At 41.9% G+C, this 17,089-nt stretch carries 18 protein-coding genes; 7 read left to right on the forward strand and 11 right to left on the reverse strand.

The features are described 5' to 3' along the window. Positions 1 to 41: 41 nt before the first annotated feature. From HM131_RS16120 to glcT, 5 genes are all read right to left on the reverse strand, one after another. Positions 42 to 254: a transcription initiation factor TFIIIB gene (locus HM131_RS16120; protein WP_085030726.1), complete on the reverse strand. Its 213-nt coding sequence runs from the start codon at positions 252 to 254 to the stop codon at positions 42 to 44. 84 nt (positions 255 to 338) lie between these two features. Further along, on the reverse strand, positions 339 to 545 hold the full coding sequence (locus HM131_RS16125) for a hypothetical protein (RefSeq protein WP_085030727.1): 207 nt from the start codon (positions 543 to 545) through the stop codon (positions 339 to 341). Positions 546 to 666: 121 nt separating this feature from the next. Continuing rightward, positions 667 to 933: a phosphocarrier protein HPr gene (locus HM131_RS16130; protein WP_085030728.1), complete on the reverse strand. Its 267-nt coding sequence runs from the start codon at positions 931 to 933 to the stop codon at positions 667 to 669. Positions 934 to 949: 16 nt separating this feature from the next. Beyond that, positions 950 to 2,986, reverse strand: coding sequence for a glucose-specific PTS transporter subunit IIBC (gene ptsG / locus HM131_RS16135; RefSeq protein WP_085030729.1), 2,037 nt, complete (start codon positions 2,984 to 2,986; stop codon positions 950 to 952). A 252-nt stretch (positions 2,987 to 3,238) separates the two neighbouring features. Beyond that, positions 3,239 to 4,081, reverse strand: a complete 843-nt coding sequence (glcT, locus tag HM131_RS16140; RefSeq protein WP_085030730.1) for a glucose PTS transporter transcription antiterminator GlcT — start codon at positions 4,079 to 4,081, stop codon at positions 3,239 to 3,241. A gap of 202 nt (positions 4,082 to 4,283) precedes the next feature. Between glcT and HM131_RS16145 the strand changes: the two genes are divergently transcribed. Further along, positions 4,284 to 5,075, forward strand: coding sequence for an HAD family hydrolase (locus HM131_RS16145; RefSeq protein ID WP_085030731.1), 792 nt, complete (start codon positions 4,284 to 4,286; stop codon positions 5,073 to 5,075). 40 nt (positions 5,076 to 5,115) lie between these two features. Here HM131_RS16145 and HM131_RS16150 read toward each other — a convergent pair whose 3' ends face one another. Together HM131_RS16150 and recX are read right to left on the reverse strand one after the other, a co-directional pair. Next, entirely contained in the window at positions 5,116 to 5,877 is a 762-nt protein-coding gene (locus HM131_RS16150) for an NUDIX hydrolase (RefSeq protein WP_085030732.1), read from the reverse strand. 894 nt (positions 5,878 to 6,771) lie between these two features. After that, positions 6,772 to 7,584, reverse strand: a complete 813-nt coding sequence (gene recX / locus HM131_RS16160; RefSeq protein WP_085030734.1) for a recombination regulator RecX — start codon at positions 7,582 to 7,584, stop codon at positions 6,772 to 6,774. Between the two features lie 125 nt (positions 7,585 to 7,709). Here recX and HM131_RS16165 point away from each other — a divergent pair, with 125 nt between their 5' ends. From HM131_RS16165 to HM131_RS16185, 5 genes are all read left to right on the forward strand, one after another. Beyond that, positions 7,710 to 8,615 carry a TIGR01777 family oxidoreductase gene (locus tag HM131_RS16165; protein WP_085030735.1) on the forward strand — a complete coding sequence of 302 codons (906 nt, stop codon included), beginning with the start codon at positions 7,710 to 7,712 and terminating at the stop codon, positions 8,613 to 8,615. Between the two features lie 108 nt (positions 8,616 to 8,723). Beyond that, entirely contained in the window at positions 8,724 to 9,848 is a 1,125-nt protein-coding gene (locus tag HM131_RS16170) for an amidohydrolase (RefSeq protein WP_085030736.1), read from the forward strand. 264 nt (positions 9,849 to 10,112) lie between these two features. Then, a complete protein-coding gene (locus tag HM131_RS16175) occupies positions 10,113 to 10,907 on the forward strand; it encodes a DUF4397 domain-containing protein (RefSeq protein ID WP_085030737.1) in 795 nt (264 codons plus the stop codon). Between the two features lie 3 nt (positions 10,908 to 10,910). Continuing rightward, entirely contained in the window at positions 10,911 to 11,612 is a 702-nt protein-coding gene (locus HM131_RS16180) for a class F sortase (protein ID WP_085030738.1), read from the forward strand. A 273-nt stretch (positions 11,613 to 11,885) separates the two neighbouring features. Continuing rightward, positions 11,886 to 12,437 (forward strand): GNAT family N-acetyltransferase, encoded by a 552-nt coding sequence (locus HM131_RS16185; RefSeq protein WP_085030739.1) that lies wholly within the window; start codon positions 11,886 to 11,888, stop codon positions 12,435 to 12,437. 198 nt (positions 12,438 to 12,635) lie between these two features. On the opposite strand, the gene HM131_RS16190 is transcribed toward HM131_RS16185, so the two are convergent. Continuing rightward, complete coding sequence (locus HM131_RS16190; RefSeq protein ID WP_232324806.1) at positions 12,636 to 13,307, reverse strand: DUF3298 and DUF4163 domain-containing protein; 672 nt, start codon at positions 13,305 to 13,307, stop codon at positions 12,636 to 12,638. Between the two features lie 150 nt (positions 13,308 to 13,457). Between HM131_RS16190 and HM131_RS16195 the strand changes: the two genes are divergently transcribed. Next, a complete protein-coding gene (locus tag HM131_RS16195; RefSeq protein ID WP_085030740.1) occupies positions 13,458 to 14,264 on the forward strand; it encodes a GNAT family N-acetyltransferase in 807 nt (268 codons plus the stop codon). 35 nt (positions 14,265 to 14,299) lie between these two features. Here HM131_RS16195 and HM131_RS16200 read toward each other — a convergent pair whose 3' ends face one another. Genes HM131_RS16200 through HM131_RS16210 form a run of 3 tightly spaced genes read right to left on the reverse strand, consistent with a single transcriptional unit; the run spans position 14,300 to position 16,850 of the window. Further along, the gene (locus tag HM131_RS16200; protein ID WP_085030741.1) at positions 14,300 to 15,301 is read right to left on the reverse strand and encodes an ABC transporter substrate-binding protein; all 1,002 of its coding nucleotides are present in this window, start codon (positions 15,299 to 15,301) and stop codon (positions 14,300 to 14,302) included. Positions 15,302 to 15,319: 18 nt separating this feature from the next. After that, positions 15,320 to 16,078 carry an ABC transporter permease gene (locus HM131_RS16205; protein ID WP_085030742.1) on the reverse strand — a complete coding sequence of 253 codons (759 nt, stop codon included), beginning with the start codon at positions 16,076 to 16,078 and terminating at the stop codon, positions 15,320 to 15,322. Beyond that, positions 16,062 to 16,850 (reverse strand): ABC transporter ATP-binding protein, encoded by a 789-nt coding sequence (locus HM131_RS16210; RefSeq protein ID WP_085030743.1) that lies wholly within the window; start codon positions 16,848 to 16,850, stop codon positions 16,062 to 16,064. The genes HM131_RS16205 and HM131_RS16210 overlap by 17 nt, the downstream gene beginning before the upstream one ends. Between the last annotated feature and the right edge of the window lie 239 nt (positions 16,851 to 17,089).

A 17,089-nucleotide genomic window follows, 5' to 3' on the forward strand; every position in this document is an offset into this window, starting at 1 on the left:
CTTTTATGGCAAAAATGGCAAAAGCACTCTTTTGTTTTTCCTTACGCGTTAGATGTGCCTTTAAATTTTTCCGGATGTTTCACATAGCCTTCAATAATAAATCCACAATCCGTACAAAGAATATATTCTATCTCTGATCCAAAGCTCCACATCTTATTCTTTGGAATCATCACTCCATATCCTGAATGCTTCCCTACCCCAAGTTCTGTTCCACCACATTTGGGTGACTTTGTCAGGTTCGTTGGTCTGTTCATTAGAAAACCTCCAACCTATTTTCATGTTCTCTAAGCCGTATCGTTCCTTGCAATAACTTTTCGGAAAGTGTAATATTCGCACCTTTAAGAAACATCTCCAGATCCTCCGCCGGATATTGCACGGCGAGCCGCTTCCTTCTCAGCATCATGCCACCGCTTCTCATTCGCTGACGCTGGCTCTCCTTCCCATTTTCGAGGTGGATTCTTCTTTTTGTCTTTGACATCCTTGATCTTAACAAAGACCACTGCCCCAATCACGAAAGGTACGACTACAAAAGGAATCCAATCCATAAACGAATGCCTCCTTACCAATGGAATACGAATGAGACTCAGCCTGGGTTTCGTTTTTTATAGTGTCAGGTACTAGCCAACAAAAAAACCGGCCACGAGGGCCGGCTTTTTCTCAAGTGAATTACTCACCAAGGTTTTCTTCTTTTGCTTTCGCTACAACTGCTTCTACTGCTTCTTCTTCGTCAGAACCTTCAGCAGTGAACTTAACTTCTGCACCGCTAGGGATACCAAGAGACATAACGCCCATGATGGACTTCATGTTTACGGATTTCCCGTTATATTCAAGGTTTACCTCAGATTGGAATTTCCCTGCTACTTGTACTAGCGCTGTTGCTGGACGAGCGTGTACGCCGTCAGCTGCAGTGATTTTCATTGTTTGTTCTGCCATGTTGATTACTCTCCTTTTATTGTGTGATTTCAATTATATCTGGGTCGTTGTGATTCACTTTACCAGAAGCTTTCACGTTTACAGCTTGTCCTTCTTCAAGGTTCGTGAACACAATCGGAGTTACGATCGATGGAGCATTTTCTTTGACGTAGTCTAGATCTACTTCCATTAACGCTTGTCCTTGTTTCACTTCGTCCCCTTCTGAAATCATAGCCGTAAATCCTTCCCCTTTCAAGCCTACGGTATCAATACCGATATGGATAAGAATTTCCATTCCATTTTCGGCTTCAAGACCGATGGCATGCTTCGTAGGGAAGACATTTAACACTTTACCGTTTACCGGCGAAACTATCTTACCATCTTCAGGCTCAATTGCAAAGCCGTCACCCATCATTTTGCCAGAGAACACTTGGTCAGGAACTTCTGTAATTGGCAATACTTTACCTTTAATCGGGCTAACAAACTTCAACTCACCTTTTGTGACTGGAGCTTCAGCTGCTTTCGTATCATTCTTGATCTCAGCTACATCATCACGAGAGCGCGGTGTTTTTCCATCCATGATGTCTTGCATTTGACCGCGAAGGCTATCAGATACTGGACCGAAAATCGCCTGAATGTTGTTGCCGACTTCCATAACTCCAGAAGCCCCAAGTTTTTTCAGACGGTTCTTATTCACATTTCCTTTGTCATTAACAGAAACACGAAGACGTGTAATACATGCATCCAGGTGGCTGATATTTTCTTTACCACCCATAGCCTCTAAGATTTCAAATGGAAGGTCGCCGACTTCTCCGTCGTCATCCGCATCCTCTGCTTCGTCTTCACGGCCTGGAGTTGCCAGGTTGAACTTGAGAATCGCCCAACGGAATCCGAAGTAGTAAATGACTGAGAAACATAGCCCAACGATGATGACCCACCACCAGTCGGTTCGGTTAGGAAGAACACCGAACAGAATGAAGTCAATTAGACCACCAGAGAAAGTTTGTCCGATTTTAACACCTAGAATCTCCATGATCATGAAGGAGAAACCGGCAAATACAGCGTGAATACCGAATAGTACTGGAGCTACGAATAGGAATGAGAATTCGATTGGCTCAGTAATACCAGTCAAGAAAGAAGTCAAAGCAGCAGATAGCATGATTCCGCCGACAACTTTCTTACGTTCAGGCTTAGCTGTGTGATAAATCGCCAGTGCTGCAGCTGGGAGTCCGAACATCATGAACGGGAACTTACCAACCATAAATGTACCGGCAGTAAACTCTACGCCGTCTTTCAACTGTTCGAAGAAGATTGTTTGGTCACCACGTACAATTTCTCCCGCTGCATTCGTGTAGGAACCGAACTCAAACCAGAACGGAGAATAGAAAATGTGGTGCAGACCAAATGGAATTAAGGAACGTTCGATTACACCGAAGAAGAACGCTGAAATCGTCTGATTCCCTTCAAGCATCAAGTGAGAAAGAGCATTTAATCCGTTTTGAGCAAACGGCCATACCCACAGCATAATGATACCCAAGAAAAGGGAAGTGAAGGCTGTGATGATAGGTACGAAACGTTTACCAGCAAAGAATCCTAAGAACTGCGGCAATTCAATATTAAAGTACCGGTTGTACAGCGACGCCGCTAATATACCGACGATGATACCTCCAAATACGCCGGTCTGTAAGGTCGGAATACCGAGGACCTCAGCGTAAGCCGGGTCTGATGTCATCTCAGGAGTAACATTACCAAGTACCCCCATAACGACGTTCATGATTAAGTAACCGATGATGGCTGCAAGTCCTGCTACACCGTCACCTTTCGCAAGTCCAATGGCTACACCCACCGCAAATAGTAACGGCAAGTTAGCAAATACAATACCACCGGCTTCAGCCATTACTTCGAGCAATGTTTGAACCCATGGTGTTCCGAAGAATGGTACTTTATCTACAAAGTTGTCCTGGGCAAAGCTTGTACCGAACGCTAGCAAAATACCTGCTGCAGGTAGAAGAGCAACAGGAGTCATTAGCGCTTTACCGACTTTTTGCAAAGTACCAAAAGCATTTTTGAACATGTAAATTTCCTCCTTTTTTATTGTGTACAAAGAACAGCTGCCCGAACCTTAACCAATTTTCAGAAAAATAAAACGTTTTCATTTTACTGGTAAATGGAAGCGCCCTTGAAGGACGCCGGACTAAGAAATAAGAGCATGAAAAAAGGCATGAGTATAGAAGATCAATCAGTTATCAAAAGGTACACTTCTCCCTTAAGATAACCGTTTAATCTTCCAATACTCATGCCTGATCGTATCAGTAACACGTACTGGTTAAGATTTATGGGTTAGTCGCTGTAAATGAATCGTTAAGTAGATAACTTCAGATTCATCCACTGGCTTATTCAACTGTTTTTGCATCACTTTTATCAACTTCCATGCTAAATTATAGCACACAGGATATTCTTGTTTCAACATATTTGCTAGTTTTATTTCATCACCGAGACTTTCCGATTGATAAACCCTGTCAATGGCACGGTGTAAATGTTGAACGAGCCGATGGTAATCCACGCTGTTTTTATCAATGGTAACGTCCATCGTTTCTTCTACGAGAGACACTAGTTTTGATATCAGCTGATTATGACGATTAATCTCCCTTAAGGTTTTATCCGTAACGGCGCTGTGAATATGAAGCGCGATAAATCCTATTTCGCCTTCAGGGAATTGGATGCCCATTTTGTCGTAAATCATCGTCACGACTTCCATGGCAATTTGGTATTCTTTCGGATAGAGAGACTCGATTTCCAGCAAGAATGGATTAGAGAACTGCAGATTTTTCTTGGCCCGATTAATAGCGAAAGCCAAGTGATCGGTCAATGCCACATGGATATGTTGATTCAACTCCTGCCCCATCCGTGTCTCGATGTGAACAAGAACATCGTTCATGAAGTCAATCAATCTTTCGTCTACATAGGGCAGAAGGTTGACGTATTGCTCTTTCTCTTTTTCGTTACTTAGTAAAAAAGTTTTATCTGCCTTATCAAAAGAAATCTCATCTTCAGCCTTTCGATTAAAACCGATACCCTTGCCAATTAGCACCACTTCTTCATAGGAAGGGTGCTCAGCAATGACGACATTGTTATTCAAAACTTTTTTTATTTTTACCTGCTGTCTCATATTGGTCCCCCACATGAATTTGTCTCTCTACTTATAAACCGTTTTCACTCCGCTCATCATAACTTCTATCGTATAATTCATAAAAGATTTTTACAAGCATTTGTCACATAAAAAACTTCTCTTTTGTCTAAAAGCGCTTACGTCGTGTACAATCTTTTAAGTGTGAAAAGTTTATTAGATGAGGACAGAAAGGAGCCCATCCATGATTAAACTATTTATCAGTGACCTTGACGGGACACTGCTTGGAATGGACCATTTTATAAAAAACGAAGATGTAGATGCGCTGAAACAACTAGAGGACCGTGGTATCCCGCTTACCGTTGCATCTGGACGTATGGATCATGAGATCAAAGAAGTCTTGAAGCGTGTCGGAGTATATGGCCACCGCGTCAGTCAGAACGGTGCTTTCGTGTTTGATAAGGACAGTGAGCATATCTACTCTAAAACCTTTGACTCGCAAACTGCCAAAGAAGTCGTGGACGCCGTCGAGGAGGAGCCGATGATCAAAACGGTCTCTACGGCAGATGAAACGTACACGAAAGAACACAATAAATGGATTGATATTATTTCTGAACAGCTTTTCCATGACATTAAAATCGATCCGAATATGACAGAACGGTTTGGCACTAGCCTATCCCCGTCTAAAATCACGCTACACGGACAAGAGCAAGACGTGATTGATGCGTTTAACAGAATTGATCAATCCTTTGGAAAAGAGATTGATTGCTTCATTTCTCATGAAACCTGTGTAGATATTATGCCAAAAGCGATCAATAAAGGAAACGGAATCCGTTCCCTTATCGAAAAACTGGGAATCGAACCCCATGAAGTGGCTTGTGTTGGAGATTCGTTCAATGATGTAGCGATGTTTGAACTCACCCCACACAGCTATGTAATGTCGACTGCTCACAATGAAGTGATTGAAAAAGCAAACACCACCGTTGACCACGTCCATGAAGCCATTGAAGATCTAGAAAAGAAAGGTTTACTTTAAATAGAAAGCTGCTGGCCCTTCAGGTCAGCAGCTTATTTTATTAGGATTCAAGCCGGTGTACCACTTCATAAGGACGGACATAATAACTTTCTACAGTCACTCCTTCTCGGTCTCGAGCGTCGGTAATCCTGACTTTGAAATGTTCTTTTGTGACGAGGTTATCTAGTTCTCCCTTATTCAAATCCTTGAAAAAGACTTCCTGTGTTTCTCCAGGCTGCGTTCTTAGATCTCCTGAACGATACACGCCTTTGAAGACAACACATACGATCCCTCTGGTCACATTTTGATAAACACCGGTGATGCCTTTGATATCGGCTGTTATTCCTGTTTCTTCAAAAACTTCTCGGCGAACAGCTTCTTCAAGGGTCTCCCCCATCTCCATCCGTCCGCCAGGCATTTCATATGTATCATTGCGGTGCTCGTTTTTCACTAGCAAAACTTCACCGGCATCGTTGGTTATGTAGGCGGATACAGAAACAATATGCTTTGGAAATTGGTAATCTCCTGTTGCTTCCATGAACTCTTCTTGCTCGTCTAAATAGAGAGGCTTAACTTCTTTCCTTCTCTTTTCAGATTCCTTAAAGAGCTCTGACTGCTTGATTTTTTCGTTCACAGTTTTATAGTGTTCGTACGAATTATATTCCCATAGTGTTGTAATCTCATCTCTAGCTTTCGTTACGTACCGTCCTGTCAGCCTTGCCCCGTTCTCTCTATGAAGAGGAAGTGTGTAGTCATTGAAAAATTGTGTGCATCTCTCATATTGATTAGGGTGCAGTCGAAAAGTCTGCCTCAAATAAATCATCGCTTTTCCTCCGTTATAAAAATCAGTTCTATTACAACTTTATTTTAGAAATAACAGTGACCTGAAAGTTTCCTTTACCATGGATAGAAGTAGGAGGTCCGGGAAATGGTTCGCTTTCCGTGGGCATGTGCTGAGCCTCCTCGAGCTGATCGCTCTCCGGGGTCTCACCTGTCATGCTCATCCCACAGGAGTCTCCCCATTTCCCGGACCTCCTTACAACTATTTGAGAACGGAAACGCCTTAAACGTGGAAATAAATGAGCTCTAAACTGCATTATCATATTGAAGTACTCTTCAAAACCTTTTAACCGGTTTTATTACTGCGATTTGCAGTGTACTTATTGATAGAAATTCTATGAGCATCGTCAAATACTGAATACTCATACCGGTGTTAAAACGGGTTCGTTCCTCAAGAAAATAAATGGGTTGGCGGGAAAACGGCGAGACTCCCACAACCATCAGCCTAACGAACCCATTCAATGTAAATAAGATCTCAAAAAGGCGATATTGTATCAGATCCAACATATAGAAGCTTAAAAATAACAGCAAAATAATCTTCCTATAGAATTAAAATGGCGTGCTTCCAAATTTAATAAAAAATGAGATGTCCGGACGTTCTTCCTATGGAGGCGTTTCTGTTCCATCGTATAAACGTAAGGGGGGAGGGGAAATTGTGAGACTCCTGCGGGAATGGATGGACTGGTAAGACCCCACAGGTTGGCAAACCGAGGAGGCTTGCCATCTTCCCCGCGGAAAGCGAGCGATTTCCCCTCTCACCTCTTTAGTCACATCGGTAACGGAAACGAATTCATCCTCCATTCAAGTCCTAAGAAGAACGCTAGAATGAAATATGATTTTTTAGCACTGGACAATAGCTAGTGATGGTATGAAGTCATTAGTTGTCGCAATACTCTTCTATAAAACGATCGATGACATCGAAGGTGAATCCTTTTCGATACATAGCGGATTTAACTTTTTGCTTTAATTCATACCCTTCTGCTTTTTGCCGGTATTTCCTTAGTATCTTTTCTCCTTGTAGAACAGCAGCCTGCCACTCGCTTTCTTCGTTTTCTTCCTCAGGCAGGTTGGCAAGCACCTCTTGGACGACGTCCCCCTGATATCCTTTTTGCATAAGCGTTTGCTGTACAGTTTGGATTTGCTGACGGAACGACTTTTTTCCGTCATTCTTCATTTTTTTCTCTGCAAATTTCATAGCTTTTTCGTATTGTTTATCAAAAGAAAAATGCTCCAGAGCTGCCTCTGCTTGCGATGCCTGAACACCTTTTTCGATCAGTTCCTTTTTGAGAAGCAGTGGTCCTTTACTGGACGTCATTATTCTCGTTCGGACTAAAGAATTAGCAAACTCCTGGTCGTCTAGCAGTTTTTCTTTTTTTAATCTGGCGACAATCTCATCGATATGCTCAGGATCAGCTTCCTTATCATGTAAGTAATCTCGGATTTCTTTTTCTGAACGCATTCGGTAGCTTAAATAATTAATGGCGAGGGTATAGGATTTATGTATCTCATCGGTTTGCTTCATGGCTTCAATGGTTGCTTCATCAAGCTCCATATTCTTTTGAAGCCGATACTTTACAAGGATATCTTCATCAACACTGAAACCGTAGGCTTCACCCTGGCCATGATCAAGAAAAATATTGTATCGGCCTTTATTCTTTTTTTGCGTTGTTATTTTCGTAAGCTTAGCCAAAAGTACCACCTCTTTTCTTATATTGTAGCATGTATATTCACCATGACGTTACAAATGCGAATCGCATTTCGGGTTTGTATAGAGTAAAATAATGTCAATTACCAATTATGAAGGAGGCGCTCTAAATGAACATTGTAGTTACAGGCGGCACAGGTTTTGTAGGAGGGGAGCTCACAAAGCAGCTCACGAGTGAGGGCCACCATGTCTACATATTGACGAGGAGTCCAGAGAAACACGAAGATACTGAATCGGTCACGCATGTCGGATGGCTTAAAGATGATTACCATCCTGAAGAACATTTACCGGCGATACAGGCGATCGTCAATTTAGCCGGTGAATCACTGAACAGCGGCAGGTGGACAGAGGAAAGAAAACGTTCTATTTTGAACAGCCGCATTCAGGCTACAGAAGGTGTGATCGAACTGATAGACCTCCTCCCTGAGAAACCACAAGTGCTTGTTAACGCTTCTGCTGTCGGCTTTTATGGTAATTCTAAAACAAAGACTTTCACAGAAGAAACGACTGAAGCTGCCCACAATTTCCTGGGGAATGTCGTATATGAATGGGAAGAGCGTGCCTCCAAGGCAGTTGAGAAAGGCGTCCGGACCGTTTATGTACGGTTCGGGATCATCCTCGGGGAAGAAGGTGCCTTGCCGAAAATGATTCTGCCTTACAAATTTATGATCGGAGGAAATCTTGGTTCTGGTGAACAGTGGATGTCCTGGGTCCATATCGATGATGTGGTCGGTTTAATTGATTTTGCTATTCATAATAAAGAGGTCGAAGGGCCATTGAATGGTACAGCTCCTAATCCAAAACGGAACAAAGATTTCGGTAAGATCCTTGGAGATGTGCTCAATCGACCACATTGGATTCCGGCCCCAGCTATCGCTTTAAGAACGGCTCTTGGAGAAATGAGTACGCTCCTATTAGATGGACAATCTGTTCTACCTAAAAAAGCGGTCGCTCACGGGTATCATTTCAAATATCCTGAATTGAAACCCGCATTAGAATCAATATTATCTAAATAAGGCATAAAAAAGGACGGAGTTTTTTCTAAAGCTTCGTTCTTCTATGCTCCAAATAATAAAAATCCAGTATAATAATAGTAATCCATTATTTGAAGGGCTGTATGTTCAATGAATACCGTCATTACCAATGTTACAATCCACCCCATCACTTCTCCTTCCATCAAAAACGGAAAAGTGCATATTGCTGATGGGAAGATTTTTGATTATGGAAAAGATATTTCGCTACCGGAACAAGCAGAGTATATAGATGGAAAAGGAAATGATCTCTATCCTGGATTCATCGATGTTCATACTCATTTAGGGTTGTATGATGAAGGAACAGGCTGGGCTGGAAGTGATGCCAATGAAACGATTGAAGCGATTACTCCCCACCTAAGAGCCATTGATGGAGCTCATCCTCTTGACCCCGCATTTTTTAATGCTAGAAAAGCAGGGGTGACATCCGCTCATATCATGCCAGGCAGTGCAAACATTATTGGAGGAACAACTTCAGTCATAAAGACGATTGGTCATTCCATCACCGATATGGTTTTGAAAGAAACAGCAGGGTTAAAGATGGCCTTAGGAGAAAATCCTAAGCGTGTCCATTCTCAATCTAAAGATGCTTCAATCACCCGGTTAGGAATTATGGGGACCTTAAGGGAAACCTTCTATGCGGCAATGAAAAATCCTGATCCGGACCAGCTTAGAGTGAGGCCTATTATACAAGCCTTGAACAAAGAGATCCCTGTTCGTATTCATGCTCACCGTGCAGACGACATCATTACAGCGATTCGATTTGCCGATGAATTCGATTTGGACTTGCGAATTGAGCACTGTACAGAAGGGCATCTGATTGTTGACCATCTTTCTTCAAGGAACCTGCAAGTATCTGTTGGCCCAACCTTTACACGTGCCTCAAAGATCGAACTACGTAATAAAACGTGGCAGACCTATAAAATTCTACATGAGCACGGAATCAAAGTGTCCATTACAACAGACCATCCTTATACACCTATTCAGTATTTGAATATATGTGCAGCCTTAGCCGCGCGTGAAGGTATGGAGATTGAAGATGCTCTTCGCGGTATCACGATTATTCCTGCTAAAAATCTTGGCGTAGATGATCGAGTGGGTTCAATTGAAAAAGGCAAAGATGCTGATCTTGTGCTTTGGAGCGGTCACCCGTTTGAATTTATGTCCAAACCGATTTGGACGATGATTGACGGCAAAATGGTATGTTATCAAGAATAGTACTGCGTTGTTACACCGATGATTCTATCGGTGTTTTTTTATGGAAAAAAACGAAGATTTTACCTGAAGCACATTCAGCCCACTTAAAAGTTTGAAATCTAAATATTACGTGTATATTATAAATGTACAAGAGTTGTACAACCTTTTTATAATATTTTTCGCGAAAATATTTGAAAATTCAGTTTCTCCCTCTGTTTTTGGGTAAAGATTGTCGAAACGTACACCTTCGGCAATGATCACATAAAAATTTTAAGGAGTGGAAACATGAAAAAATTATTATCTTCGTTAGCTGCTATCGTTTTGATCCTAGGAGTGTTCGCCCCAGTCGCTTTTGCTGATAACCACAAAGATATGGCGAAAGTTCGTGTACTTCATGCGTCCCCTGATGCTCCGGCCGTTGATGTGTATGTGAATGGAGAAGCTGTCGTGGAAGGTGCTGAATTTAAAGCAGCTACCGATTACATGGAATTACCTGCTGGAGAACATACAGTAGAAATCTATGCTGCGGGTACAGAAGGTGAAAAAGATCCTGTACTATCTGCAAACGTTAACGTTGAAGCTGGAATGGCCTACACTGCCGCAGCGATTGATAACTTAGAAAACCTTCAATTAAAAGCAATCCAGGATTCCATGGAAGCAAGTGAAGGAATGGCTAAAGTTCGTGTCGGCCACTTCATCCCAGGAGCACCTGCTGTTGATGTGGGACCAATTGGTGGAGACGCGTTATTCTCAGGTGCTGAATTCCCAATGGTAACGGACTATAAAGAACTAGAACCAGAAACCTATGACCTAGAAGTTCGTACGACAGATGGGACTCAATTGATCGACCTTTCAGGTACGACGCTTGAAGAAGGAAAAGTTTATAGTGCGTTTGCTGTAGGAACTGCAGACAGCCCTGAAGTACTTCTTCTAGAAGACTCAGCAGCAATGCCTTCTTCCATGCCTGAAACGGGGTTTGGCGGAACGAATAATTCTAACGCAATGCTTTATGCAGCTGTTCTTGGTGTAGTGGCCATGGGTGCTGGCTTTATGGTTTTCCGTAAACGTTCTGAAGCATAAACAATGAAACGATTTGTATTCCCAGTCCTCCTTGGCTTCCTCGTATTTATCGTGAGCTTTCAACTGCTTGATGATGAACCCCTCGAGGAAGCCAGGGTTCTTTCATCTTCACAAGAATCACAAACAACTCCTACGGAAACCCAAGAGAACCCTGAACCCGAGCCTGTATATTCAGACACTAAAGATTCAATAGAAACCACCCCCCTTAAAAAAAATTACACTTCAGGCACTTTTGTAGAAAACGATGAAGCAAAAGGAATCACTCCTGTAAGAATGGAGATTCCGTCTATTGAAGTAGATGCGCCCATCCAGCCTCAAGGATATACAAAAGATGGCGGGATGGCCGTTCCTGACAGTGTAACGGACGTCGGTTGGTTTGAGCCAGGGACAAAACCCGGCAAAACAGGAAATTCTGTTATCGCTGGACATGTAGACGGACAGTATGGCCCTGCTGTCTTTTATGATTTGAAAAAGTTAAAAGCTGGAGATGAAATTTTAGTTCATGGTAAAGACGGGAAGATGCTTACATTCACCGTTCAGGAAGTGGTTGCCTATCCAGTAGATGAGGCTCCGCTTCGAAAGCTTTTCGGTCCAACAAACGAAAGATCTTTGAATCTAATTACATGTACGGGCCCTTATGATAATGAGGCCCAAGGATATACCGAACGCCTTGCAGTTTATACGGTATTAAAAGAGCAGAAATAGAAAAAAATTCTAGTAGAAATGAGTAAATTTTTTATTCACATTTTTTCTGTATTCGATTATTATAAAGATAGATGCTGCTGTATAAGATTAAGGTATAGGGAAGGCAAATGGTGCGCCACCAGTTAAATGAACTGGTTCTAGTGGGTTCGATTCCCACCCCGAATTTTTGTGAGCAATTGATAAAAATTCGAGGGTGGTACGAACCAACTAGTCGGCATCATTTGCCTTCTTCTGTGTTCAAAACACCCTCCCCAAATCAAGGAGGGATTTTTTATGCTAAAAAAGCGTGATTTACATGACGCCCCGGTTCTCTACGAGTTAATGAGCCATCCAGAAGTTTTTCCGTTCGTCCGTCATAAGGCTGCGTCCTCTGACGAGTTTTACTTCATTACTAAGCAGACCATAGAAGCAGAAGATCGGGGTGAATTAATTTCACGTACCATCCTTGATGAGTGGGGACAGCCGATCGGAACGATCAACTTGTTTGATGTGCAGGAAGGTAAAGGGTTTTTAGCCACGTGGATTGGCCAGCCTTACTTTGGAAAAGGCTACAACAAACCTGCTAAAGAAGCGTTTTTTGAAGAGTTATTTTTCCATTTGGATATTGAAGCAATCTTCATGAAAATCCGACGAACCAACCAGCGCTCGATGAAAGCTGCACTTAAAATCCCCTATGTTTCAGCTGCTAACGAGGCTTACCCTGAAATCCTCTCATGGGTGAATCGAAATGAAGATGTATATGATTTATTTGTCATTACGAAAGAACAATATATGTTCCACTATTACGGGGAACAAGAACAAAATGAGGAAGCAATGGAAGCATAAGCGATACGCTTATGCTTTTTTCATTGTTATTAATATTTATCCACAGGGTTGTGCGCAATGTGTATAACCCTTACAAATCCTTAGAAATAGGAGGACTATCGTTTCTCAAATTGTTTATAACTTATTAAACACAAAGTGTGGATAGTGTTCATAACCCACTTCATCCCTTTATGGCGAGCAAGTGTGAGTGTGGATAAATCAAACGATCGGAGGAAGCGGAGCATAAGTCTTATCTGTCTTCTCCTCTTTCTTCACTTTTTCTAAAGAGACTTCAACTTCCGGAGTACCATGCACACCTGCTGCCACCTCATATTTGTTAAACACTAACACCAATTTTTCTTCATTGACGTAGAACGCAGTATCTTCCCTTACTTCCTTGAAATTCTGTAAGTTAAAAGTATCCTGATCTTGCGCCATTTGAGCTTTTACCTCTTTATTCAAACGATCCATGTACACATAATCTTTTAACGCGTGGATGTCTCCGCCTGGCTCATCAGAAAAGTTTATAGATGTTACTCTCGATTGGTACTGATCTCCTTTGGAAATATTCGTGGTCATCACCACCGAATAAAATTCTTTATTCTTAAAAACAGACGATTCCTCATAATAAAGGATCGGAAATCCCATTACTTCACTTGCCTCTCTCTGCACACTTCTGAGTGTATTTTTCAGCTTCAAAACAATCTTCATATTCACTTTCTCTTGAAGCTCTTTATTTTCAAGATGGTCAAACAATGGGTAATCTGCGTGGATTTCCCAGTCTTGTGTAATTTGATCTTTATGTCTGATTTGGTAAAGACTTTCCGCATGCACCAAGCCTCCATGGTTGAATAAAAGGAAGCTTATCATAGCGATCAACAATAATCTCAATGCTAATCCCTCCTGTTTCCTTAGTTTGACCCAATTAATTAAAACTAAAGGAAGGAAGTAAAAATATTTGTAAATAATTTTTTAGAAAAGGGATTGTATTTAAGGAAGATTTTGTTACAATAAATGAAATTTTACCAAAGGGGGGAGCTTATGATCCGCAGACTAAATGAGAAAGATGATGCAGCATGTCAAAACCTTTTATCCAAGAAACCTGCTGAAAACCTATTTATCATTGGGGACATTGAGAATTTTGGTTATGAGCAGGATTTCCAAAAACTCTGGGGAGACTTCAACGAGCAAAATGAACTCATCGCCATCTTATTAAAATACCGCAGCAACTACATCTGCTATGCGGAACAGGAATTTGATGCTGAAGGATTCGCAGAAATCATCAACAATGATCCTGAATTCAAAGAGCTTTCAGGGCTAAAGGAAATGACCGAAAAAGTCCTCCCTTACATCAAGCGCACTTCACTTAAAACGCGTACCCTTTACTATGCGAAATGTGAAAAAAACAAGGAAACCACACCTGACCTTTCCGACGTTCGCCTGGCAGAGATCGCCGATGTGCCAAAGATTGTTGCCTTGCAGGACAGTATTTCAGAATTTGAACCGGATAATACAAGAGCTGAGAGTCTTAAGAAAGGAATGGAGAATGGTTCTTCCCGAACATTTTACCTCGAAAAGGACGGTAAAATCGTCTCTTCAGCTTCTACTACAGCTGAGAATTCCAAATCCGCTATGGTGGTCGGGGTTTGTACGGATGTGAATTATACACAGCGCGGCTACGCCAGCCTATGTATGACAAAGCTCTGTGAGGAGCTCTTATCTGAAGAAAAGATGCTGTGTCTGTTTTATGATAATCCAGCAGCAGGAAGCATTTATAAACGCATTGGCTTTGAAGACATTGGTAAATGGATGATGCACATCTTCGAGTCTATCCATCAGAAAGCATAGAAAAAGGTGCCTTTTTTAGAAGGCACCTTTTCTTATTATTCAATAAAGCTCTTATCGACTAGACCTGTAAGATCTGGTTTTTCTTTTAGGAAGCCAAGGTCATAGGAGGAGTTTGCAAAGTCCTGCAAGTGCTTCTCTTCCACGTCATAAGTGAAATCGATACGCTCCCAAGCATTGTCGATGACTTCTTTAGATAGCTCTTGATCTGTGATGTCTTTAATTTTCTTAATCGCAATCTGTTTTGCTTCTTCAGGGTTTTCCTGAATGAATTCTGTTGCTTGTTTGTGAGCATCGACGATGTTCTGAACCATGTCTGGATTGTTTTTCACAAGGTCCTGAGAAGTTACAAATACAGCTGCTGGCAATGTTTCACCGTAGGCGACGTTTGGTGTATCCACTAGCACTTCCCCATTTCCTTCTGCTTCAATGGAAGAAGCCCAAGGTTCAGGAACTGTTGCAACATCCACTTTTCCTGTTTCAAAAAGGCTTGCGTATGTCGCCGGTTTCCCTGTCACGTGCTTCATTTTTCCATCGATACGGTCGGAAGTAATGCCGTACTCTTCCTTCATCATCGTTTCAAACTGGACATCATGTGTGCATCCGACTCGAGGAGAAATAAAAGTTTTTCCAGCCATATCTTCTGGTGATTCGATATTTGCACCGTTTCTAGCCATAATGACTGTTCCACCTGTTGAACCCGCTGCAACGACATTAATTTTTGCACCGCTCGTGAAATGGTTCATTGCTGGGCCAGGTCCGACAAGTCCTCCCTGGATATCTCCCGTTTCAAGAGCCGTCATAAACGCAGAACCATCCGGGAAGTACTGATAGTTCACTTTCGTTCCATCTGGCAGCGTTTCTGAATACATTTCTTTCTCTTCAGCCACCATTCCTGCTACGTGGTTAATGTTTGGAAAATAACCGATTGTAATTTCATCTGTTCCTTCCCCATTGGAATCTGCTCCAGCACTTTCACCGCATGCAGATAGGAACAGACTCATTGCTAAAATTACCATTCCATAAAAGATTTTTTTCATTTAACCTCATCTCCCATCTTATGTTTTTAATAAGCCCCAACGCTTCATCACATTCTTTTCTAACTTCGAGAACACCACTTGATCGACGATCGCACCAATGACACCGATAATAATAATAATTCCAATGACTTGATCCATCCGCGCGTAATCCTGAGCATAACGGAGCGAGTAACCTAGTCCGGGACCGTTACTTAATAGTTCACCAGCCATGAGTGCGCGCCAGCTGAATGCCCATGCTAGCCGGATGCCAGTGATAAAATAAGGAACACTAGATGGTACCTCTACCCTGAAAAACAAAGGGACTCCGTTCGTCCCCATGGTCCTTGCCGCTCTCACTAACTGTGGAGGTACACTATGGATCGCTGATCTCACATTAAGGGCCATGACGAACGTACCACCAAGCACCACAACGAATACGACCGCGAATTCAGAAAATCCAAATAGCATGATCGCAAGCGGGACCCAGACGATACTTGGAATGCTTTGAAGAGCAATTAAGTACATACCAGCTGTTTCATCAGCTTGCTTTGATTTTCCAAGAATTACACCAATCGTCGTACCAAAAAGAATTGCTAATGATAGCCCACTGAATAAATGCTTGAAACTTGCGCCAAGCGCATTAATTAAATCTCCGCTAGAAAAGCCTTCATAAAGGGCACCAGCTACTTTTATAGGTGATGGAAAAACGATATCTTCAAAAATGTTGGCTGTAAAAACCAACTGCCAAATTCCGAGAATAACAACTAAAAATAAGATTCTTTTAATGACTACCTTCATGACTCAGCTCTTCCTTCAACACTTTATTGATTTCACCTTCGAGTAGGTTCATAACTTTCTTCTCCAGCTCAATCACCCGTTCATCATCCCGTTTTCTCGGTCTTGGAACGTCAATTTTGAAATCAGCGATAATTTTTCCTGGCCGTGTTCCCATGACAATAACCCGATCCGATAATTTAATTGCTTCTTGAATACTATGCGTAACAAACAGAATCGTTTTTTTCGTTTCCTGCCAGATCTTCATTAATTCTTCGTGAAGGATATGCCTCGTCTGCTCATCTAAAGCACCGAACGGTTCATCCATCAAGAGCACTTTCGGATCCATCGCGAGTGCTCTTGCGATCGCCACCCGCTGCTGCATCCCGCCTGACAATTCATGAGTATAATTTTCTTTAAACCGGCTAAGATGAACCATTTGTAAAAATTGATCGGCCCGCTTCGACGCTTCCTGTTTGGATAACTGCTGTTTTAAAGGAAACATGACGTTTTCTTTTACATTCAGCCAAGGAAACAATGAAGCTTCCTGAAACACCATGCCTCGATCAGGTCCAGCCTTCTTGATTTCTTCCCCTTCTAACTTGATGGAGCCCTCTGTTACCGTTTCAAGTCCTGCGACCATAGAGAGCAGTGTGGATTTCCCACAACCTGATGGTCCAAGAAGCGAAACGAATTGGTTCTCTTCGACTGAAAGATCAATATCTGAAAAGACTTCAAAACTGCCTTCTTCTTTGTCATTAAACGTCTTACCGACTTTATCCATCTGTAAAAACAAGGTCATCATCCTTATTACCATAATTCCTATAAAAATAGTATGTTTTGAGTATAGTACTAAATTATACAGACATTCAAAATAGTGTGTCAACTTAAAAATAGATATTCTTGCAGAAGTCTAAAAGCCTTGTGTTCTCTAGATAAATTTCCGCACACGCCCAGACTGGATGGAAGCGCTTAATCCATTTGGAGCATTTTTAAATTATAGTTTTAAAATGTGGGAAGACGTGATAAACACAT

Origin of the sequence: Halobacillus mangrovi (genome assembly GCF_002097535.1) — a bacterium.
GTDB classification, from domain to species: Bacteria; Bacillota; Bacilli; order Bacillales; family Halobacillaceae; genus Halobacillus; species Halobacillus mangrovi_A.

Bases quoted from the DNA above. Each gene is read 5' to 3' on its own strand.
- HM131_RS16120 (WP_085030726.1), bottom strand. From the start codon at position 254: ATGAACAGACCAACGAACCTGACAAAGTCACCCAAATGTGGTGGAACA.
- HM131_RS16125 (WP_085030727.1), bottom strand. From the start codon at position 545: ATGGATTGGATTCCTTTTGTAGTCGTACCTTTCGTGATTGGGGCAGTG.
- HM131_RS16130 (WP_085030728.1), bottom strand. From the start codon at position 933: ATGGCAGAACAAACAATGAAAATCACTGCAGCTGACGGCGTACACGCT.
- ptsG (WP_085030729.1), bottom strand. From the start codon at position 2,986: ATGTTCAAAAATGCTTTTGGTACTTTGCAAAAAGTCGGTAAAGCGCTA.
- glcT (WP_085030730.1), bottom strand. From the start codon at position 4,081: ATGAGACAGCAGGTAAAAATAAAAAAAGTTTTGAATAACAATGTCGTC.
- HM131_RS16145 (WP_085030731.1), top strand. From the start codon at position 4,284: ATGATTAAACTATTTATCAGTGACCTTGACGGGACACTGCTTGGAATG.
- HM131_RS16150 (WP_085030732.1), bottom strand. From the start codon at position 5,877: ATGATTTATTTGAGGCAGACTTTTCGACTGCACCCTAATCAATATGAG.
- HM131_RS16165 (WP_085030735.1), top strand. From the start codon at position 7,710: ATGAACATTGTAGTTACAGGCGGCACAGGTTTTGTAGGAGGGGAGCTC.
- HM131_RS16170 (WP_085030736.1), top strand. From the start codon at position 8,724: ATGAATACCGTCATTACCAATGTTACAATCCACCCCATCACTTCTCCT.
- HM131_RS16175 (WP_085030737.1), top strand. From the start codon at position 10,113: ATGAAAAAATTATTATCTTCGTTAGCTGCTATCGTTTTGATCCTAGGA.
- HM131_RS16180 (WP_085030738.1), top strand. From the start codon at position 10,911: ATGAAACGATTTGTATTCCCAGTCCTCCTTGGCTTCCTCGTATTTATC.
- HM131_RS16185 (WP_085030739.1), top strand. From the start codon at position 11,886: ATGCTAAAAAAGCGTGATTTACATGACGCCCCGGTTCTCTACGAGTTA.
- HM131_RS16195 (WP_085030740.1), top strand. From the start codon at position 13,458: ATGATCCGCAGACTAAATGAGAAAGATGATGCAGCATGTCAAAACCTT.
- HM131_RS16200 (WP_085030741.1), bottom strand. From the start codon at position 15,301: ATGAAAAAAATCTTTTATGGAATGGTAATTTTAGCAATGAGTCTGTTC.
- HM131_RS16205 (WP_085030742.1), bottom strand. From the start codon at position 16,078: ATGAAGGTAGTCATTAAAAGAATCTTATTTTTAGTTGTTATTCTCGGA.